24 protein-coding genes are annotated in these 19,373 nt (G+C 70.7%); 17 read left to right on the top strand and 7 right to left on the bottom strand.

Annotated features, from left to right (window positions below; all coding sequences use genetic code 11):
- Positions 1 to 39 precede the first annotated feature (39 nt).
- Entirely contained in the window at positions 40 to 510 is a 471-nt protein-coding gene (locus H5397_RS09525) for an aminoacyl-tRNA deacylase (RefSeq protein WP_182816939.1), read from the bottom strand.
- A gap of 18 nt (positions 511 to 528) precedes the next feature.
- Between H5397_RS09525 and H5397_RS09520 the strand changes: the two genes are divergently transcribed.
- The 3 genes from H5397_RS09520 to H5397_RS09510 all read left to right on the top strand — a co-directional run bounded on the left by H5397_RS09520 (position 529) and on the right by H5397_RS09510 (position 4,152).
- Complete coding sequence (locus H5397_RS09520) at positions 529 to 879, top strand: iron chaperone (protein ID WP_182816937.1); 351 nt, start codon at positions 529 to 531, stop codon at positions 877 to 879.
- Between the two features lie 281 nt (positions 880 to 1,160).
- Positions 1,161 to 3,026: an MBL fold metallo-hydrolase RNA specificity domain-containing protein gene (locus tag H5397_RS09515; RefSeq protein WP_182816935.1), complete on the top strand. Its 1,866-nt coding sequence runs from the start codon at positions 1,161 to 1,163 to the stop codon at positions 3,024 to 3,026.
- A gap of 97 nt (positions 3,027 to 3,123) precedes the next feature.
- Positions 3,124 to 4,152, top strand: a complete 1,029-nt coding sequence (locus H5397_RS09510; protein ID WP_182816933.1) for a glycerophosphoryl diester phosphodiesterase membrane domain-containing protein — start codon at positions 3,124 to 3,126, stop codon at positions 4,150 to 4,152.
- Here the strand turns inward: H5397_RS09510 and H5397_RS09505 are convergent.
- Positions 4,135 to 4,569, bottom strand: coding sequence for a MarR family winged helix-turn-helix transcriptional regulator (locus tag H5397_RS09505; protein ID WP_182816931.1), 435 nt, complete (start codon positions 4,567 to 4,569; stop codon positions 4,135 to 4,137). The two genes, H5397_RS09510 and H5397_RS09505, sit on opposite strands and share 18 nt — an antisense overlap.
- Before the next feature lie 84 nt (positions 4,570 to 4,653).
- Here H5397_RS09505 and H5397_RS09500 point away from each other — a divergent pair, with 84 nt between their 5' ends.
- From H5397_RS09500 to H5397_RS09470, 7 genes are all read left to right on the top strand, one after another.
- Positions 4,654 to 4,869: a hypothetical protein gene (locus H5397_RS09500; protein WP_182816929.1), complete on the top strand. Its 216-nt coding sequence runs from the start codon at positions 4,654 to 4,656 to the stop codon at positions 4,867 to 4,869.
- Positions 4,870 to 4,926: 57 nt separating this feature from the next.
- Positions 4,927 to 5,721 (top strand): sugar phosphate isomerase/epimerase, encoded by a 795-nt coding sequence (locus tag H5397_RS09495; protein WP_182816928.1) that lies wholly within the window; start codon positions 4,927 to 4,929, stop codon positions 5,719 to 5,721.
- A gap of 108 nt (positions 5,722 to 5,829) precedes the next feature.
- Complete coding sequence (locus H5397_RS09490) at positions 5,830 to 7,014, top strand: PLP-dependent aminotransferase family protein (protein WP_182816926.1); 1,185 nt, start codon at positions 5,830 to 5,832, stop codon at positions 7,012 to 7,014.
- Complete coding sequence (locus H5397_RS09485) at positions 7,014 to 7,577, top strand: sulfite exporter TauE/SafE family protein (protein ID WP_182816924.1); 564 nt, start codon at positions 7,014 to 7,016, stop codon at positions 7,575 to 7,577. Before H5397_RS09490 ends, H5397_RS09485 begins: the two co-directional genes overlap by 1 nt.
- A 127-nt stretch (positions 7,578 to 7,704) precedes the next feature.
- Positions 7,705 to 7,968, top strand: a complete 264-nt coding sequence (locus tag H5397_RS09480) for a DUF6458 family protein (RefSeq protein ID WP_182816922.1) — start codon at positions 7,705 to 7,707, stop codon at positions 7,966 to 7,968.
- Positions 7,969 to 8,079: 111 nt separating this feature from the next.
- Entirely contained in the window at positions 8,080 to 8,589 is a 510-nt protein-coding gene (locus H5397_RS09475) for a GNAT family N-acetyltransferase (protein ID WP_182816920.1), read from the top strand.
- A 54-nt stretch (positions 8,590 to 8,643) separates the two neighbouring features.
- Entirely contained in the window at positions 8,644 to 9,159 is a 516-nt protein-coding gene (locus H5397_RS09470; protein WP_182816918.1) for a GNAT family N-acetyltransferase, read from the top strand.
- Here the strand turns inward: H5397_RS09470 and H5397_RS09465 are convergent.
- Positions 9,144 to 9,584 carry a low molecular weight phosphatase family protein gene (locus H5397_RS09465; protein ID WP_182816917.1) on the bottom strand — a complete coding sequence of 147 codons (441 nt, stop codon included), beginning with the start codon at positions 9,582 to 9,584 and terminating at the stop codon, positions 9,144 to 9,146. The genes H5397_RS09470 and H5397_RS09465 overlap by 16 nt on opposite strands.
- Positions 9,585 to 9,592: 8 nt before the next feature.
- Positions 9,593 to 10,606: an ACR3 family arsenite efflux transporter gene (arsB, locus tag H5397_RS09460; protein ID WP_182816915.1), complete on the bottom strand. Its 1,014-nt coding sequence runs from the start codon at positions 10,604 to 10,606 to the stop codon at positions 9,593 to 9,595.
- Positions 10,607 to 10,852: 246 nt separating this feature from the next.
- Here arsB and H5397_RS09455 point away from each other — a divergent pair, with 246 nt between their 5' ends.
- The 7 genes from H5397_RS09455 to H5397_RS09425 all read left to right on the top strand — a co-directional run bounded on the left by H5397_RS09455 (position 10,853) and on the right by H5397_RS09425 (position 17,455).
- Positions 10,853 to 11,569: a TetR/AcrR family transcriptional regulator gene (locus H5397_RS09455; RefSeq protein WP_182816912.1), complete on the top strand. Its 717-nt coding sequence runs from the start codon at positions 10,853 to 10,855 to the stop codon at positions 11,567 to 11,569.
- Positions 11,566 to 12,600 (top strand): efflux RND transporter periplasmic adaptor subunit, encoded by a 1,035-nt coding sequence (locus H5397_RS09450; protein ID WP_182816910.1) that lies wholly within the window; start codon positions 11,566 to 11,568, stop codon positions 12,598 to 12,600. Before H5397_RS09455 ends, H5397_RS09450 begins: the two co-directional genes overlap by 4 nt.
- A complete protein-coding gene (locus tag H5397_RS09445; protein WP_182816909.1) occupies positions 12,593 to 13,327 on the top strand; it encodes an ABC transporter ATP-binding protein in 735 nt (244 codons plus the stop codon). The genes H5397_RS09450 and H5397_RS09445 overlap by 8 nt, the downstream gene beginning before the upstream one ends.
- Positions 13,328 to 13,332: 5 nt before the next feature.
- Positions 13,333 to 15,888, top strand: a complete 2,556-nt coding sequence (locus H5397_RS09440) for an ABC transporter permease (protein WP_182816907.1) — start codon at positions 13,333 to 13,335, stop codon at positions 15,886 to 15,888.
- A gap of 57 nt (positions 15,889 to 15,945) precedes the next feature.
- The gene (gene catC, locus H5397_RS09435; protein WP_182816905.1) at positions 15,946 to 16,224 is read left to right on the top strand and encodes a muconolactone Delta-isomerase; all 279 of its coding nucleotides are present in this window, start codon (positions 15,946 to 15,948) and stop codon (positions 16,222 to 16,224) included.
- A gap of 149 nt (positions 16,225 to 16,373) precedes the next feature.
- Positions 16,374 to 16,856 (top strand): SDR family NAD(P)-dependent oxidoreductase, encoded by a 483-nt coding sequence (locus H5397_RS19135; protein ID WP_182816903.1) that lies wholly within the window; start codon positions 16,374 to 16,376, stop codon positions 16,854 to 16,856.
- The gene (locus H5397_RS09425; RefSeq protein ID WP_182816901.1) at positions 16,838 to 17,455 is read left to right on the top strand and encodes a hypothetical protein; all 618 of its coding nucleotides are present in this window, start codon (positions 16,838 to 16,840) and stop codon (positions 17,453 to 17,455) included. The genes H5397_RS19135 and H5397_RS09425 overlap by 19 nt, the downstream gene beginning before the upstream one ends.
- A 68-nt stretch (positions 17,456 to 17,523) precedes the next feature.
- Here the strand turns inward: H5397_RS09425 and H5397_RS09420 are convergent, their stop codons facing one another.
- From H5397_RS09420 to H5397_RS19130, 3 genes are all read right to left on the bottom strand, one after another.
- Positions 17,524 to 18,006 (bottom strand): nucleotidyltransferase domain-containing protein, encoded by a 483-nt coding sequence (locus H5397_RS09420; protein WP_182816899.1) that lies wholly within the window; start codon positions 18,004 to 18,006, stop codon positions 17,524 to 17,526.
- A gap of 71 nt (positions 18,007 to 18,077) precedes the next feature.
- The gene (locus H5397_RS09415) at positions 18,078 to 19,025 is read right to left on the bottom strand and encodes a hypothetical protein (RefSeq protein WP_182816897.1); all 948 of its coding nucleotides are present in this window, start codon (positions 19,023 to 19,025) and stop codon (positions 18,078 to 18,080) included.
- A gap of 229 nt (positions 19,026 to 19,254) precedes the next feature.
- Positions 19,255 to 19,371, bottom strand: coding sequence for a helix-turn-helix domain-containing protein (locus H5397_RS19130; protein ID WP_375539430.1), 117 nt, complete (start codon positions 19,369 to 19,371; stop codon positions 19,255 to 19,257).
- Between the last annotated feature and the right edge of the window lie 2 nt (positions 19,372 to 19,373).

The following is a 19,373-nucleotide window of genomic DNA, read 5'->3' as shown; positions in this document are numbered from 1 at the left end:
CCGCGCACGACGCCGAGCAGGCTGACGTCGATCGCGCGGTCACTCCGTGACGTCGGCGACCTGGGCACCGAGCGCGGCCAGCGCCGCGTCGGCGTCGACGGTGATGCCGACCCCGTGGGCCCCACCGCCCATCGAGATCCGGCGGCCGACGACGGCGGCGTCGGCGATCACCGGCCATGCGTGGGTCGACCCGAACGGGGTGATGGTGCCGCGCTCGTAGCCGGTGACCTGGCGGGCGGTGGCGGCGTCGGGCATCGACAGCCGGCTCACCCCGAGCAGGGCGCGCAGCTTGGGCCAGCTGAACTCGCGGTCGCCGGGCACCAGCACGAACACGTAGTCCTCCTCGGCCCGACGGACCACGATCGTCTTGACCAGGTCGCGCGGCTCGATCCCGCGGGCGGCGGCGGCCTCCTCGAGCGAGTTCACGCGCCCATGACGGGTGACCTCGTGGTCGAGGCCGAGGGCGGTGACGGCCTCGATGGCCGGCGTGGTGGCGTCGGTGGCACTCATGCGGGCAACCTACAACCCATGACCGTCATCGACGACTACCTCGCGGAGTACTCCGGCCCCCACCGCGAGCACATGGACGCCCTCCGCGCGATCATCACGCGGCTGGCCCCCGACGCGACCGAGGCGCTGTCGTGGGGGATGCCGACGTGGAAGCTGAACGGCAACCTCATCCACGTGGCGGCGGCCAAGCACCACGTCGGGCTCCACCCGGGCGCGGACGGCGTCGCGTTAGTGCGAGAAGAACTGGCCGAGCGCGGGTTCTCGTTCAGCAAGGGGACGATCCAGCTGCCCGTGGACCGGCCGATCCCCGTCGACCTCGTCGAGCGCCTGGTCACGTTCCGGGTCGCGCAGCAGGAGGCGAAGGCATGAGCCACCCGCAGATGTTCGCCGACGACGACCCGATCCTGGCCCGCCTACGTCGGCCCGTTCGGCTGGCTGGCGATCGCCCTCGACACCTGGGAACCGAGCTGGGACGAGGTGCTCGACCTGATCGACGAGTCGTTCCGCATGACCGCCCCGCCCAAGCTGGTGAAGGAGCTGGATTCCCGTGCGGGCTGACCGCGCCGAGGGCTCTACTTAGACCGTCATCAAAGTAGAGCCCTCGACGTGATCCCTCGATAAGTGTCGTCGGGGCGTGCCAGAGTGAGGTCATGGCGAAGGCACCCCGTACGACCTTGACGTTCCTCGGTGCGGCGAGCACGGTCACCGGCTCGAAGTACCTCCTCCAGGTGGGCGACCGGCGGGTGCTGGTCGACTCGGGCATGTTCCAGGGGGAGAAGAAGTGGCGCGAGATGAACTGGGAGCCGTTCCCGGTCGACCCGGCGTCGATCTCCGACATCGTGCTCACCCACGCGCACCTGGATCACGTGGGCTACCTCCCCGCCCTGACCAAGGGCGGGTTCGACGGGCCCATCTGGTGCACCGAGGGCACCCGCCAGCTCGCCGAGATCGTGCTGCGCGACTCGGCCCACCTGCAGGAGCAGGAGGCGGAGGACGCCAACGAGCAGGGCTACTCCAAGCACGACCCGGCGCTGCCGCTCTACACGACCGAGGACGTGGAGGCCATGCTCGGCCAGTTCGTCACCCTCGAGTACGACACCGACTTCGAGCTCACCGGCAACGAGCGCCCGGGCTTCACCGCCAAGCCCGAGGAGCTGGTGACCATCCACCTCACGCGCGCGGGCCACATCCTCGGCTCCGCCTCGGTCAACCTCTGGACGCCGTCGGCGTCGGTCCTCTTCTCCGGCGACCTGGGCCGCAAGGACCACCCGGTGCTCAAGCCCCGCGAGGTGCCCGGCGGGGCGCCGTTCGTGCTCATCGAGTCGACCTACGGCGACCGCGAGCACCCCGAGCCCGCGAACCTGCCCCACGAGGGCTTCGCCGACGTGATCCGCCGCACGATGGCGCGCGGCGGCTCGGTGGTGATCCCGGCGTTCGCGATCGACCGCACCGAGATCATCCTCAAGACGATCTCCGACATGGAGCGCGAGGGCCGCATCCCCGACGTGCCGGTGTTCGTGAACTCGCCGATGGGCGTCCGGGCCCTGCGGGTCTACCAGACGCTGACCGACGAGCTGCGCGACGACCTCCACCCCGAGGACTTCGTGAAGATCCCCGACCTGACCGCGGTCGAGACCGCCGACGACTCCAAGAAGCTCACCGCGGATGGCGGCCACGGCCCGGCCGTCATCATCTCGAGCTCGGGCATGGCGACCGGCGGCCGCGTGCTGCACCACCTCGAGAAGATGCTGCCCGACCCGAAGAACGCCGTGATCCTGACCGGCTACCAGGGCGTCGGCACGCGCGGGCGCCAGCTGTCCGAGGGCGCGACGCAGATCAAGATCCGCGGCAAGTACATCCCGGTGAAGGCCGAGGTCTACCACGACCGAGAGTTCTCGGTGCACGCCGACTGCTCCGACCTGCTCGACTGGCTCCGCGAGCTCGACCCGCAGCCGCAGGAGGTCTTCTGCGTCCACGGCGAGGAGGACGCCTCGAAGGCGTTCGCCGCGCGCATCCAGTCCGACCTCGGCCTCAACGCGGTCGTGCCGCGCCACGGCGAGGTCGTGCTGCTCGACACCGACGGGGTGGAGCCGCACGTCGGCACCGGCCAGAAGAAGGCGGCCCCCGCGCCACGGCCCAAGCGGACGCCCGCCGGGCCGGCCACGCGGCGTCCGGTCTCTGCTGCCCCGACGGCCGCCGTCGGCGACCTGCCCGCGGGCAAGCTCGCCTACCGGCTGGTCACGGGCGAGCCCGCGGCCGCGTTCGACCAGGAGGTGAGCGCCGCGCTCGGCGAGGGCTACACGCTGGCCGGGTCGCCGACGCTGGCGTTCTCGGGCGAGAAGGTCATCGCCGGCCAGGCCCTGGTGTGGTCGGGGCGGGTCCCGGCCGTGGCGCCGGCAGCGCCCGCATCCCAAGCCGTCGCCGTGACCGCCGAGACCGGCGAGCCGGCCGACGGGGCCGATCCCGACGGCACGACGCGCGTGGACCGGCCCGAGCCGGTGGGCCAGGAGGACTGACCAGTCGGGTTGGGCGTCTGGGCCGTGCCCGGGCGCCCGCGTCCCGAGGGGAGTGCTCCCCACCCGAACCGTCGGTGGGGAGCGTTAGGGTCGTGCCATGACTTGGACCACCCCCTCAGTCCCGGCCGCTGGCGGCCACGCCCTGCTCCCCCACGGCCCACTCACCCTCGGCGACATCGTCGGCGGCGCGTGGCGCGTCTACAAAGCCCGGTTCGGGCTCTTCCTGAAGCTCCTGCTGATGCCGTTCCTGATCATGTTCGGCGCCACCTTGGTCTTCGGCCTCGTCATCGCGGCGATGGTGCTCGCCGACCCGCGCGGTGGGCAGCAGGCCACCCCGGCCGTCATCGGCCTGGGCATCCTCTTCTACATCGCCATGCTGGCGATCTCGCTGCTGGTGTACGTCTACCAGGGTCGCACGGTGATCGGGGGCATCGACCTGGCCACCGGGCGGGCCAACCCGACCAGCGCCAACCTCGCCGAGCGCACGCGCGGCATGCTCGGCCGCGTCTTCATCCTGATGCTGATCGCCTTCGCCGCGAGCATCGTCCTGGTCGTGGCGCTCATCGCGGTGATGGTGCCGATCGGCATGGCCGCCGATTCCGACAGCAGCAGCGCCAACGGCGCCAGCATCCTGCTCGGGTTCGTGTTCCTGACCGCGGTGTACGTGGGCGCGATCTGGTTCATGATCAAGATCGTCTACACGATCCCGGCCATGGCCGAGGAGGGGCTCGACGCGATCCCCTCGATCAAGCGGTCGTTCCAGCTCACCAAGGGTGCGTTCTGGAAGACGTTCGGCTACCAGCTCGTGCTCGGCCTCATCGGCATGGCGCTGTTCCTGGTGCCCTACTTCGTGATGATGGGGGCGGCCTTCGCCCTGGCCCAGTCGCAGGGGCAGAACTCCGCGGCCGCGCTGACCGGCATGGGCTTCGCGCTGCTCGTCCTGTACGCCGTGCTGCTGCTGTACGTGCCCTACCAGTACCTGTTCACCGGCCTGATGTACCTCAGCCGCAGCCGCGAGCAGGCCGGCGTCACCGCGCCGAGCCAGTACGGCGGCTCCTACGGCGTCAACCCGTGGGACGCGCCCCCCGCACCGCCCGCGCCCGGCGACTCAGCGCCGCGGGGCTGACGGCTTCTTCACGTCGAGCAGCTTGGCCGCCCGCGAGAGGAGCTTGACCAGCTTCTCGGCGTCGGCGCGACCGAGCTGCTCCGACAGCGCATCCTCGACAAGCGTGGCCGCGGCCGCCTCGAGCACGGCCCGCTCACCCTTGGTCAGGTCGGCCCAGCGCGAGCGGGCGTCCTTGGGGTTCTTCTCCCACGTCACCTGGCCGCGCTCGACGAGCTTCGCGAGGGACGCCGACACGTGCGACTGCGCGAACCCGGTCCGCCCGGTGATGTCGCGCACGGCGCTGCGACCGTGCAACAGCAGGTCGTCGAGGATCGCCAGTTCCCCCGGCGTCGTCGCCTTGTCGGAGTGCGCGTGCGTCAGGTCGCCCGCGAGGCCGGACAGGCGGCGTCCGAGTTGATGCAGGGTGGCGGCTCTCATGGGCGCATCGTATCCATCGTTGCCGATTCATCGCCAACGATGTAAAGTTCCGAGACGCCCCAACCAGTGTCAGGAGCCTTCTTCATGGGTCGCTACGACTTCGCCACCACCAAGGTGGGCCAACTGCTCGACGACCCCGAGGCCGTCGCCGTCATCGAGCGGCGCTACCCCGGCCTGACCCGCCAGCCGATGGTCGCCCTGATGAAGGGCATGCCCGCCGAGAAGGCCTTCGGCATGGCCGCGGGCTACATCGGCCAGGACGAGCTGGACGCCGTCCGCGCCGAGCTCGAGAGCCTCTGACCCAGCGCCGACAGCTTGCGTTCCCAGCGCCGACAGCCTGCGCATAGGCTCGAGCGCATGATCACCCTCACCGGATTCACCGACGAGGCGCTGACCAGCTTCCCCGGCCAGGTGCGCATGGCGTCGCAGGCCGGGCTGACCCACATCGAGCTCCGCCGCATCGGCACGCGCCCCATCCTCGAGGCGTCCACCCGCACGCTCGCCGCAGCGCAGGACGCGCTGGCCGACCACAGCGTCCGGGTCTCGTGCATCGCCACCGGTCTGGGCAAGCAGCCGGTCAACGCGCCGCTCGGCCCCCAGCTCGACGGGCTGCGGCGGGCCGCGGCGTTCGCCCACCGGTTCGGCACGCCGTTCGTGCGCACGTTCTCGTGGTTCACCACCACGCCCGACACCGACCGGGCCCGGGTCCTCGACCAGATGTCGCTGTTCGCCGCGGTCGCCCAGGACGAGGACGTCACCCTCCTCCACGAGAACGAGAAGGGCATCTTCGGCGACACCCCCGAACGCTGCCTGGAACTCGTCGCGGCCAGCGGCAACACGCTGCGCCTCCTCTTCGACCCCGCCAACTTCGTGCAGTGCGGCGTCCGGCCGTTCGACCACGCGTGGCCGCAGCTGGTCGACGACGTCTCCTACCTCCACGCCAAGGACGCCCGCGCCGCCACCGGCCGCGTCACCCCGGTCGGCGAGGGCGACGGCCAGTGGGCCGAACTCGCGGACTGGCTCCGCGCCTCCGACTGGGACGGGTTCTGCTCACTCGAGCCGCACCTCGGCCTCGGCGGACGAGGTGGGCCCGTCACCACCCGACGCTGGGTGGACGCCCTGGCCACCCTGCGCAGCGTCCTGACCGCCTGAGCACAGGCTCTGGTCGTGCCTCCCGCTTCGCCAGGGCGCTCGGAGGGCAGGCTGTCGGCGGCCTGAACACGGGCTCTCGGCGGTCCAGCGCGGTGGGAGGATGAAGGGATGACCTTCCAGTTCCCGATCAGCTCGCGGTTCGGCGCAGAGCCCGCCGACCCGGTGGGTGACCTGTTCAGCGTGCTCAGCCGGGGGGACATCATCAGCTTCGCCGGCGGGATCCCCGACGGCGCCCTGTTTGCCTACGACGACGTGCGGGCCAGCTTCGAGCACGTCCTGGCGCACAACGCGCGCCGCGCCCTGCAGTACGGATCCACCCCGGGCGAGCCCGAGCTGCGCGAGGCTGCCGCCGAGATCGTGTCCCGGCACCTGCCGACGACGGCCGACGAGATCCAGGTCACCTCCGGCTCCCAGGAGGGCATCTACCTCGCCGCCCAGGCGCTGCTCTCCCCCGGCGACGTCGTCCTGGTCGAGGAGCCCACCTACCTCGCCGCCGTCCAGGCGTTCATGCTGAACGGCGCCCGCATGATCGGCGTCGAGGCCGACGCCGAGGGCATGCTCCCCGACGCGCTCGAGGCCGCGATCGCCGAGCACGACCCCAAGTTCGTCTACCTGATCCCCAACTTCGCCAACCCCTCGGGCAAGACCATGGGACGCCGTCGGCGCGAGTCCATCGCCGACATCCTCCTCCGCACGAGGGTCGCCCTCGTCGAGGACGACCCCTACGGCCAGCTCCGCTTCTCGGGCGAGCCGCTGCCCCCGATCGCGGCGCTGCCGGGGATGGCGTCCCAGACGATCCTGCTGAACTCCATGTCGAAGGTGATGGCCCCGGGCGTCCGGATCGGGTGGATGCGCATCGAGGGACGCCTCAAGCAGATCCTCGGCATCGCCAAGTCGGCGGTCACGCTGCAGAGCCCCGCCCTGAACCAGCTCGCCGTCGCGCACTACCTGACCCACTACGACCTCGACGCCCACATCGCGAAGGTGGTCGTCCCCTACCGGGAGCGACGCGACGCGATGCACGCCGGGTTGCTGCGCATGCTGCCGCCCACGGCGTCCGTGACCCGGCCCGACGGCGGCATGTTCTGCTGGGTGCGCCTCGGCGACGACACCGACACCGCCGCGCTACTGCCGCGCGCGGTCGAGGAGGGCGTGGCGTTCGTGCCCGGCTGGAGTTTCTACGCCGCCGACCCCGACCGCTCGACGATGCGGCTGAGCTACGTGACCAACTCCCCCGACACGATCGCCGAGGGCCTACGCCGGCTCGCCGCGGCGCTCGAGCTCGAGGCCTGATGGCGGTCACCACGCTGGTGCGCGAGTGGCGCCACGTCGACGTCCGCGATCTGGTCATCGCCATCCTGGGCCGCCTCCCCGGGATCGCCGTCGGTACCTGGCTGCTGGTCATCGCCACCCAGCGCGTCCTCGGCATCCTCGTCGGCGCCATCGTCACGGTCGCCGCCCTCCTGCAGTGGCGCTCGATCCGCCTCGAGAACACCACAACGAACGTGGTGGTCGCCGGCTTCCTGTCCGGCACGTCGGCCACGGTCTCGGGGGTGGGCGGGCCGCCGCTGGCGATGGTCCTGTCCGGGCTCCCCGGCCCGCGCGTGCGGGCCACGCTGGCGTCCTTCTTCTGCGTCGGGGCCGCGCTCTCGCTGGCCGGCCTCGCCCTCGCCGGACGCGTGACGGCCACCCAGCTCGCGCACGCCGCCGCCCTCCTCCCGGCGATGCTGCTGGGCGTGCTCCTGGCCCGCCCGCTGGCCCGGTACGTCGACTCGGGGCGCACCCGCCACGCGATCCTGCTGCTCGCCGGGGCGTCCGGCCTGGTGCTGCTGGTGACCAGCCTCGCGGGCCTCTGAGCGCCCCTCACCCCTACGGGTGAAAGGCCGGCCGAACCCGCCGACACGCTGGATCGCGCGCGAGGCGTCCGCCTAGCATGAATCGACCCGGGGTCAATCGGACCCCCGCAGGAAAGCGACCACGCACATGCGCTACGTGAACATCGGCGGCCCCGTCGCCCTCGGCGTGATCGGCGCCATCCTCTACTTCGCCATGTCCGAGATGCTCGAGGGCGTCGACACCAAGATGATCGGCCTGATCCTCATGGCGGCCGCGGCCATCTGGCTCGTCTTCGGCCTCATCGCGAACCGCCCCCGCTCCTCGGTCACGACCGAGCGCACCGACGTGCACGGCACCGGTGCCCGCGGCAACCAGTCCGTCGAGCGTGAGGTCCGCCACGACGAGGTCTGATCCGACCCAGCACAGCACGCGCGGCGGCCGGGAGGGTTTTCCCTCCCGGCCGTCGCCCGTCTCCGCCCCGCTGATTGGACGCCGCCGCGGGAGGGGGTGTCCACTGGGGACATGGAGATCCTTGCCGATCTGGGGGACGTGAGCCTCGCCCGGGCGACACGCGACCACGTCGGGACCATCGAGCGCCTGCTCGCCGACGACCCCACCTCCCCGCGGCACGTCGCCACGAACACCCTGATCAGCGACGACCTGCTGGGGGTCGGGCCGGCCGACGCCGACCTCGAGGCCGTGTTCGAGCAGATCGACGCGGACCCCAACCAGGAGCTCATCGTCGTCCTCGACGAGGGCGACCGCGTGATCGGCACCCTGCAGCTCACCTTCGTACGCACGCTGGCCCGCGGCGGCGTGGCCCGCGCCGTGGTCTCCGGGGCCCGCATCCGGGCCGGGCACGACTCCCTCGGCATCGCCAAGCGCATGTTCGCGTGGGCGATCGACCACGCCCGCTCCCGGGGTGCGCGGGTGCTGATCGTGATGCCGGAGAAGAACCGCGCGCACATCCACGGCTTCTACACGACCATGGGCTTCCGCCCCAGCCACGACGGCCTCACCCTGCCCCTCTGAGCGCTCCCGCCGACAGCCTGCCTTCCGGCCGCCGACAGCTTGTGCTCAGCACCCGTGGACGACCTGCGCCTTGCCCTCGTCGTCGATCGACGTCGCCACGATGTACTCGATCACTCCGTCGTTCGCCAGGAACACCAGCGCCCGGTCCTCGGCCTCGACGCGTTCGCCCGGGCCATGCTGGCTGCCGGCGAGGGCGACGCGTTCAGCACCACCACCCCCGAGACCGCGTCCGACGACGTGACCGAGCTGGTCGCGTACGCCGGCGACGCCTTCGACCCCGCGCGCTGGCTCCTCGTCTCGGACGCCGCGGGCCCGGTCGGGGTCGTCCTGCCGCAGCCCTACCCCGACGAGCCGGGCACCGGGAGCCTGTTCTACATCGGCGTCATGCCCGACCGGCGCGGGGCCGGGCACGGCGCGCGGCTGCACCTGCTGGGCCTGCACGAGCTCGCCGCGCGTGGGTGCACGCGCTACGTAGGGTCGACCGACGAGCGCAACCCCGCGATGGTGCGCATCTTCGAGCGCAACGGCGCCCGGGCGACCGGGACGCAGTCGTTCTACGCGCCCGCCTGAGGGCGGGCCAGGCCGAGCTCGTCGGCCAGGACCTCGACGCGGTTCTGGATGTCGTCGCGGATGAGGTCCATGCGCTCGTCGCCCACGATGCCGCGGAGCGACGGCTCGTCGGTGTCCCAGCGCTCGATGGTGGCCGTCATGCCTCCGACGGGCTCGACCTGCGCGTCGCGGCCGAGCACGATCACGCGGTCGGCCGTGCGCAGCAGGTCGGGGTCGATCGGCTTGCTCGTGGCGGCGTCCATGCTCGCCCCAGCCCGCGCGACGGACGCCGCGGACTCGGCGTTGATCTTCCCCTTCGGGGCGGTGCCGGCGGAGTGGATAGAGGCGGAGTCCCCGACGTGGGCGCGCATGAGCGCCTCGGCCATCTGGGACTTGCCGCCGTTGGAGACGCAGACGAACAGGACGGTGGGTCGATCGGTGCTCACGGTGCTCCTCAGTGCGGGCGCGCGGCGGTGGCGCGGGTCGGGACGGTGGGGTCGTTCGGGAACAGCTTGGGCGCGAGCCAGAGGCTCACGTAGACGAGGCCGACGAGGATCGGGACCTCGATCAGGGGGCCGACCACGCCGGCGAGGGCCTGGCCGGAGGTGATGCCGTAGGTGCCGATCGCGACCGCGATGGCGAGCTCGAAGTTGTTGCCGGCCGCGGTGAACGCGACGGTGGCGGCGTGGGCGTAGTCGAGGCCCACCGCGCGGGACGCCAGCAGCGAGCCGAGCCACATCAGGGCGAAGTAGGCCAGCAGGGGCAGCGCGATGCGGGCGACGTCGAGCGGGCGCGAGGTGATCTCGTCGCCCTGGAACGCGAACAACAGCACGATCGTGAAGAGCAGGCCGTAGAGCGCCCACGGGCCCAGCTTCGGCAGGAAGGTGCCCTCGTACCAGACGCGGCCCTTGGCACGCTCGCCGAAGTGGCGGGTGAGGAAGCCGGCCAGCAGCGGGATGCCCAGGAACACCAGCACCGACACGAAGATCGACCAGAACGAGAACTCGGCCGACGTGGTCGGCAGGCCGAGCCAGCTCGGCAGGACCTGCAGGTAGAACCAGCCGAGCGCCGAGAAGGCGATGACCTGGAACACCGAGTTGATCGCCACGAGGACGGCGGCGGCCTCGCGGTCGCCGCAGGCGAGGTCGTTCCAGATCAGCACCATCGCGATGCAGCGGGCCAGGCCGACGATGATCAGGCCGGTGCGGTACTCGGGCAGGTCGGGGAGCAGCAGCCAGGCCAGCGCGAACATGAGCGCCGGCCCGATGATCCAGTTGAGCACGAGGCTGAGGGTCATGAGCCGCTTGTCGGCGGTGACGCGGTGGGTCTCGTCGTAGCGGACCTTCGCCAACACCGGGTACATCATCAGGAGCAGGCCGAGGGCGATCGGCAGGGAGACCGACCCGATCTTCACGGCGTCCAGCGCCTGGGCCAGGCCGGGGACGAACCGGCCCAGCAGCCTGGTCACCCGCGAGCAGCGCGGCCGCTGGGCGCACTACACCGCCGTCGCCGGCGTGCTCGACGTCGCCCGCGACTTCCTCGGCGAGGCCACCGCCGGCCCGCGCTGCTGCTGACGAGCGCGGAAACTCAAGCCCTCGGCACAGGAAACCCAAGCCCTGGTCGTGCCTCCCGCTCCGCCGCGACACCCCTTGACGCCGCGTGACGCGGGCGTACACTTCAAACTGACTGACAGTCAGTCAGAAGGAAGACCACCATGGCACGCGTCTCCAAACACCCGGCGGTCCGGCGTGACGAGCTCATGGACGCCGCCCTGCGGCTCTGCGTCGACATCGGCTACGAGGCCATGTCGATCGAGCAGGTCACGCAGGCGACCGGCGTCGCAAAGGGCACGTTCTACTACCACTTCGCGTCCAAGACCGACCTCCTGATCGCGATGGTCGGCCGGTGGGTGGACGAGCTGTTCGACGCCCTCGAACAGGCCGACCAGACCGACCAGGGCACGGGCGCCCAGCGCTTCCAGGCGATGATGCAGTTCGCCACGGCATGGAAGCTCGAGCGCGTCGACTCCGCGATGGCCTCCATCCCGCTCCTGTACAAGCCCGAGAACCTCGAGCTGCGCCACCGGCTGTTCGACGCGTGGGGCGTCCGGATGTACCGACTGTTCCTGCCGATGGTCGAGCAGGGGCACGACGACGGCACCTTCGCGGTCGACGACGCCCCCGCCACCACCCAGCTCGTGCTCGCCCTGTGGCTGCACGGCTCCACCACCCTGTTCGACCGCGCGCTCGCCGCCGACACCGACGACGAGTACGCCGAGATCCTGGTCCGCGGCATCCCCGCCCTGCTGACCGCGACCGAGCGCGTGCTCGGCGCCGCCGCGGGCACGTTCGCCGCACCCGAACTCCACCCCGAGACCCTGCGCCAGATGCGCGCACCGTTCCTCGCCGCTCTCGAAGGGACACCGCGATGACCCGTCGTCGCCTCATCACCGCCCTCGTCGTGGTCGCGCTGGCGATCGCCCTCGGCGCCGGCTGGTTCATCTCGACCCGCGCCGCCCGCACCCCGGTCGCCACGGCGACCGCCACCACCCAGACCCTCGACGTCGTCGTGACCGCACAGGGCACGATGGCCGCGGGGTCGGCGTCCACCGTCACCGCCCCGACCAGCGGCGTGCTGCAATCGGTCGCCGTCACCGACGGGCAGCAGGTCGAGCAGGGCCAGCTGCTCGGCACCATGGACGCCCAGCCCCTCGACCAGGCCCTCGCCCAGGCCGAGGCGCAGTACGCGGCCGCCCGCGCCATGGCCACCGGGACCGACCGGCTCAACCGCGCCCGCGACGCCGCCACCCACTCCGCCCAGCTCGCCGTCGACATCGCCCGCGCCAACCGCGACAAGGCCGAGCTCAAGGCCCCCGCCGCGGGCACCGTGCAGTTCGCCTCGCTGTCACTGGCGCCTGGCCTGCCCCCGCTCTTCACCACCGCGGCCGGCTCGTCGGTGACCGCGGGCATGGCCCTGTTCACCGTCGTCAGCCCCGACGCGCTGCGCTTCGACGCGGCGGTCGACGAGGCCGACATCGCGGGCGTCCAGGTCGGCCAGACGGCCACCGTCACGCTCGACGCGTTCCCCGGACGCCCCTTCACCGGCCTGGTCGAGGCGTTGCGTCCCGCAGCCGTGACCACCTCCACCGGAGGGGTCGCGTTCACCACGGTCATCAAGCTGGACGCCGGCGACGCCCGCCTGCTGACCGGCATGACCGGCGACGCCGACATCGCCACCGAGTCGATCGCCGACGCGCTCGTGGTGCCGGTGCAGGCCGTCGTCGCCGACGGGGCGTCCCGGCACGTCTGGAAGATCGACAACGGCGTGGCCCACAAGGTCGCCGTCGAGGTCGGGCCGTCCACCGACACCCTGACCCAGGTCACCTCGGGGCTGGCGGCCGGCGATGTCGTCGCGACCACCAACCTCACGGCGCTCGCGGAGGGGGGTGCGGTCGATGCCTGACGCCATCGTCGAGACGATCGACCTCGTGCGCACCTACGGGGTCGAGCCGAACGTGGTCCGCGCGCTGGACGGCGTCAGCCTCAGCGTCGCCCCCGGCGAGTTCGTCGCGGTCATGGGGCCCTCGGGCTGCGGCAAGTCGACCCTGCTCAACCTCGTGGGCGGGCTCGACACCCCCACCTCGGGGTCGGTCCGCATCGACGGGGTGGACATCGCCACGCTGCCCGACGAGCAGCTCACCACGCTGCGCCGCCGCCGGCTGGGGTTCGTGTTCCAGTTCTTCAACCTGATCCCGGTGCTCGACGCCACCGAGAACGCGGCGCTCCCCCTCACCCTCGACGGGGCCAAGGACGCCGACGCGCGCGCCACCGACTGGCTGCGCCGCGTCGGCCTCGGCGAGCGCCTGCGCAACCGCCCCGACCAGCTGTCGGGCGGCCAGCAGCAGCGCGTCGCGATCGCCCGCGCCCTCTCCACCGACCCGGCCCTCGTGCTCGCCGACGAGCCCACCGGCAACCTCGACTCGGCCTCGGCCTCCGAGATCGCCGAGCTGCTCGCCCAGGTCGCCTCGGACTGGGGGCGGTCGGTGCTCATGGTCACCCACGACCCGCGGATCGCTTCCTACGCCTCCCGCCTCGTGCTCATGCGCGACGGCGCGATCGTCGACGACCTCGTCCTCGACGGACGCCCCGAGGCCGCCCGCCAGGCCATGGACCGCGCCGGGATGCTCTGATCCCCATGCCCGGCCCCCGCCCCTCCCCCGCCACCACGCTCGCGTGGCGCTACCTGCGCGGCCGCGGCCTGCGCTCGGCGCTCACCACCCTCGCGGTGGCGCTCGGCGTCATGCTCGTGTTCGGGCTCAACGGCATCACGCCGACCCTCGTCGAGGCGTTCACCCGCTCGATGATGTCGGCCGCCGGGCGCATCGACCTCACCGTCAGCAGCGCCTTCCACCAGCCCATCCCGGCCGACGTGCTCGACACCGTCACCCGGACGCCCGGGGTCGCCGCGGCGTCTGGCGAGGTACAGCAGCCGGCCCCGCTGGTCCGGCGCGACCGCAGCGCCGACCCCGGACCCTCCGACGCGCCCTCCATGGTCAACGTCGTCGGCATCGTGCCCGCCGCCGCCGCGCGCGTGCGCGACTTCCCGCTGGCGGCCGGCCGGGCGCTGGAGCCGGGTGACGGCGAGGTCGTGCTGTTGGCGTCCGACCTCGCCGGACGCCTCGGGCTGCGGCTGGGCGACCACCTGGTCCTGCCGAGCTCCTCGGGGAGCACAAGGCTGAGCGTGGTCGGCCTGCTCGACACGGCGTCCGTGCCCGGGCAGGAGCAGGTGTACGTGCCGCTGGCGACCGCGCAGGCGATGTTCGGGCTGGGCGACCGGCTGACGGTGGTCGAGGCGTCCCTGACCCCCGACGCCGACCGCGCCGCCGTCGAGGACACTGTGCGCCGCACCCTGGGTGACCGCTACACGGTCGGGGGGCTGTCGAGCAACGCCTCGCTGCTGGCGAGCATCCAGGTCAGCGAGTTCGCGTTCACCCTGTTCGGGGTGTTCGCGCTGGCCACGGCGGGGTTCATCATCGCGAACTCCTTCCGTACCGTGATCGCCGAGCGCCGCCGCGACATCGGCATGCTGCGCGCGATCGGGACACCGCGGCGCACGATCATCCGCATGTTCCTGGCCGAGGCGCTGCTGCAGGGGGTGATCGGCACCGCGATCGGCCTCGTGCTGGGCTGGCTGATGGCGAACGGGCTGTTCGCGGCGATGCGGCCGCTGGTGCGCGACATGCTGCACATGGAGATCGGCGGGGCGACCTTCCGGCCGGGCACGTGGGTGCTCGCTATCGCGCTCGGGCTGGGCGTGACGGTGCTGGCGGCGCTGCTGCCGGCGCGGACGGCATCCCGGATCACGCCGCTGGAGGCCATGCGGCCGCCGGTCGCCGAGGTGCACGCCGTCGAGGCCGGGCGCCGCGCGTGGGTCGGCGTCGCGCTGGCGGTGGTGTCGGTGTTCCTGCTCGCGACGCGCGTGCCCACCTGGGTCGGCGTCGGGTCGGTGGTCTTCCTGATCGCGATCGCGCTGGTCGCGCCGGTCGTGGTGACCCCGCTGGCGCGGGCGTTCGGGTCGGTGATCGAGCTGCTGTTCGCCCGCGAGGGCGCGATCGCCCGGTCGAACCTGCAACGCAACCCCGGACGCTCGGCGACCACCGTGACCGCCGTGATGCTCGGTCTCGCCTCGATCGTGGCGATGCTGAGTGTCGTCTCGTCGATCTTCGCGGGGTTCCTGGGTTACATCGACCGCTCGATGGGGTCGGACTACGTGGTCATGCCCGGCTCGATCGTCCTGCAGCAGGGCAACGTGGGCGCCGGCCCGCGCCTCGGCGAGGAGCTGCGCCGCACCCCCGGCGTCGCCGCCGTCGCCTCCCTGCGCGTGGCCAACGGCAAGCTCAACGGGTCGGACGTCCAGGCCATCGGCATCGACCCTGTCGCCTACCCCGAGGTCGCCTCGCTGGAGTGGAACGGCACCTCCTCCGACGCCGCGTTCGGCCAGCTCGCCTCGGGCCGCTGGCTGATCGCGAACGGCATCTTCGCCTCGCAGGCGGGGCTCGTCGAGGGCCAGGCGGTCGAACTGCAGACCCCCACCGGACGCCGCACCTACTTCGTCGCCGGCGTCGGCAACGACTACCTCAACGCCAAGCTCTCGACCATCTACATCTCCCAGGAGATGCTCGCCCGCGACTTCTCGACCACCACGGACCTGATGTTCCTGGTGAACCGTGCCCCGGCGTCCGACCCCGCGGTGGTGGGCGCCGACCTCGAGCGCGTCGTCGCCGACTACCCCGCGTTCGGGCTGCACGCCACCGCCGACTGGAAGGCCGAGCAGCAGAGGACGTTCGACTCGACGATCGTCATCTTCTACACGCTGATCGCGGCGCTCGCCCTTCCCTCGTTGTTGGCACTGATGAACACGCTGGCCATCTCGGTGCTCGCGCGCACGCGCGAGATCGGCATGCTGCGCGCGGTCGGGGCGACCCGGCGCCAGGTCAAGCGGATGGTGCTGGCCGAGTCGCTGCTGCTCACCCTGATCGGCATCGCGTTCGGCGTCGTCGCGGGGCTGTGGCTCGGCTACGCGCTCGTGGTCGCGATGGGCGCGGTGGGCTGGGTCATGCCGTGGTCATTCCCGTTCACGGGGGTCGTGGTGACCATCGTGGTCGGCCTCGTCTTCGGCGTGCTGGCGTCGCTGGCGCCGGCCCGCTCCGCCGCCGGTCTCGTCGTCGTGGACGCCCTGCACCACGAGTGATCACGCCCGCCCGGCGCGCGGCCCCGTATTGTCCATCCCGACGAAAGGAGCCAGCACATGAAGTTCCTGTGCCGCATGCAGGTGAAGTTCCCCGAGTCGATGTCGGAGGAGGAGATCGCCGGGAAGCAGGCCGCCGAGAAGGAGTACTCGCAGGCGCTGCAGCGCTCGGGTGAGTTCGAGGCGATCTACCGCGTCGTCGGCCGCTACGCGAACGTGTCGATCTTCGAGGTGGAGTCGTCCGAGCGCCTGCACGAGATCCTCTCGGGCTTCCCGATGTTCCCCTACATGGACATCGAGACGACCGCCCTCTGCAAGCACCCGAACTCCATCCGCTGAGTTCGTCGCGGCGACGGGGAGATGCTTCAGTCGTCGAGTATCTCGACGCCAACAGACTGCAACCGATAGAGGTGCGAACGATGAATTCCTGATCGTGGATCCAAGACCCTCCGGAACACACCGGTCGGATCCTCGCAAAGGAGCAGGACATGAACCTTCGTTTCACCAACCGCGTCGCCCTCGTCACCGGTGGCGCCTCCGGCATCGGCAAGCTCACCTGCCAGCGCTTCGCCGAGGAGGGCGCCAACGTGGTGATCGCCGACATCCAGGACGAGCTCGGCGAGCAGGTCGCCCTCGGCATCCGTGACCGCGGTGGCGACGCCACCTACGTGCGCCTCGACGTCACGAGCGAGGAGGACTGGGCCGCCGCCGTCGCCAAGACTGGAAGCGCGAGTACCCGAGCCCCCCTCGGTCGAGAAGTACGGTCGCCTCGACATCCTGGTCAACAACGCCGGCATCGGCGACACCGAGCCCCTCGAAGAGGTTTCCTACGACACCCCGATCCTCGGCGACTCCGACAAGTCGGGCCTCATCGCCGCCACCCCGATGGGCCGCCTCGGGCGCCCCGACGACATCGCCACCGTCATCCGGTTCCTACTCATTCATCGATCAGATGCACCGCAAGTTCGTGAAGGGAAGGGGGCCCATGGAAGACCAAGACGTGCTGGGCTTCGTGGTCGCCATGTGCGAAACCGGTCAGGCGAAGCGGTACCAAGAGAGGCGCCAGGACGTGGCAGCCGAGCAATTCGCGAACGAACTCGCCGACCAGGCGAAGGAGCGGTTCGGGGAGGGGCGAGATCTCCTGCAGCGGGTCAAAGCACGGCTGAAGAGCTACTGCGCACACCACCTCCTACGGCAGTTGAACGCCACACTGGGAGACGGATTCGTCCGCGGCGTCAGCGCCGGCTACAAGGGTATTTACCAGTGGACCATCAACTTCGAGATCGATGACTCTTTGTCCGTGGACTTCGGAGAGGCCAGTTTCCAGCTGAAGTTCGGGCCCTCGGCGTGGTTCGCGAACGGACCCGACCCCAACTGGACACTAACGGTCGATCCCGACGTCGCCGACTACACGCGGGTCTTCCTGACGAGAGCGAGCCGGCACGAGGTGCGCCAGTCGACCGTTAGCCTCCAAGAGGTACTCGATGGCCTCAGTCCAGACGACAGGCGACTCCACGACGAAATCGTACAGATGCTCAGGGAACCTACTACCGGCCCCTCGGGTATTTAGCCGGTGCTGTTCACCATCGGCCACGCCTCACATCCTCTCGGGCGCGGACGGCGGCAGAACAGGATGCCTTACAGGTCGTCGAGCAGGGCGAGATCGTGTAGGTCGACCTCGCGCGGAGGGTAGCCACTGCGAAGCGCCCGCGCCCGCTGGGCGCTGGCTACGACGACCGCGTGCCCGTCGATGTGACCGTTGACTCGATGCTCAGCGGCGTGGACATACACCTCGCCGTCGAGGCCCTCTTGCACCCCATTGCCGGCCGCATCCATTCGCATCGGGTGAACATCCACTCGCCCTCCGGGGCTCGAGAGTTCGACGCGGACCGGGCGCCAATCCTGCGTGACCCGGTAACCGCGAGAGGTCAGCCAGGTCAAGAAGTTGGCCTCGTGATGTGCATCGATGAACACGTCTAGATCTTGGTGCGGGCGGGTCTGTCGGCCCACCAGTCCGTCGACGCCCCATCCACCGTTGATCTGATAGATCACACCGGCGGCCTCAAGCCACGCGATGATCTGGACCACCTCCGTGGCGGCCATCTGCGCGCAGTACCTCATGGGGTGAATTCTCGCTCCACCTCCCCACGAGGTAGTCGCGACCTGCGGCCTGACAGGACGCTGCTGGGACATCACCAGTCAGCGATGTATAACCGGTCGGAACTGGTAGCAACAGCTCGGGATTGGCCGTTTTGAGATGCCCAGGTGGACGACCCGGTATTGGGGAGTCGTGTATCCGTGACCGGCCTTAGCGTGTTGTCATCGAGGACGACGACACGACTGCCGGCCACGAGGGCGGGCCTTCCGGCAGCATCGGTGCTGAGGCAGCGGGGCAGCAGGCCGGTGCTCCACTCCTCATCATCGGCAAGGGTGGTGGCGAGCGCTTCCTCCAGCACCTGCGCGAGGGAGCCGAGGCGACGGGCGGCCTTGACTTCGAGGGTTCGAGGGTCCAGCTTGCAGAGCTCAACCTCGTCCAGCGGGCTGTCCAGATACTGCTGGAGACCGGTGGGAAGTAGGTCCCGGCCAATTGCAGGCCACCAGGCGGTGCCGCGACGCGGCCGCAGCTCGCCGACGAGTGCATACAGCGCGCGCGTCGAGCGAGCTGCGGCCAGCGCGGCAGGGGCAGTTGTCCGGTGCGTCACCTCGTGCGAGGCGTTCAGGGAGGCGACTTCTCCTCTTGGTAGCGACCAGATTCGCGTGGGGGTGTCGCCAAGCGCTACCCACGGCGAAGTGATTTCGACTTGTGAGTTCACGACGGCCCAGCGGTCCAGATCGATGACCTTGGCTCTCTGTTGTCCGAGCGCTGCAGCCAGGACGTGGCGATGGTCCAGGCGGAGGAACTCCGTCTCCGCACCGTCGCGGCCGTGGCCAACCCCCTGATGCAGTTCACGCACCGTGCTGGGGCCGCTCAGGTCGACCTCGATGACGCCGCCAGAGGTGCCGAGCAGTGCGGGTCCCTGACCGTCCAGAAGTGCCCCCCAGATCTGCCGCATCCGGCGCCCGACACCCGCCCGGCCGGAGTCGAGATCGATCATCGCCCACGGGCCGCGAGGAGCGTCTACGTCGAGCTCAGCGAGCACGTATGAACCATCATGACCGAACCATGGCGGCATGAGGGTGGACAGCGGCGGCGACCCTGGGGGCAACGAGACCCGGCGGGTGACAGTCGTGACCTCTGGTTTCTCAGCCACTCTTGAGAACGATCCGCAGGTCAGGGGCCAGCCGCATGCGGTACACCATAGGGCGCACCGCAACGGTCGGTCGCTGTGCGTCAACGTCAGCCCATCGGCACTTCCGGACGGCGGCATGTCAGGTAATGGGATCGGAGGTGGGCTCGTCGAGGTTGTGAGGATCTTCCAAGTCGAACAGGTCGGCCGGCTTGCAGTCCAGTGCTTGGCAGATCGCGGTCAGCGTGGTGAACCGGATCG

This window comes from Propioniciclava sp. MC1683, assembly GCF_014164675.1.
GTDB lineage: Bacteria > Actinomycetota > Actinomycetes > Propionibacteriales > Propionibacteriaceae > Propioniciclava.
This window is presented reverse-complemented; position numbering and strand designations above follow the sequence as displayed.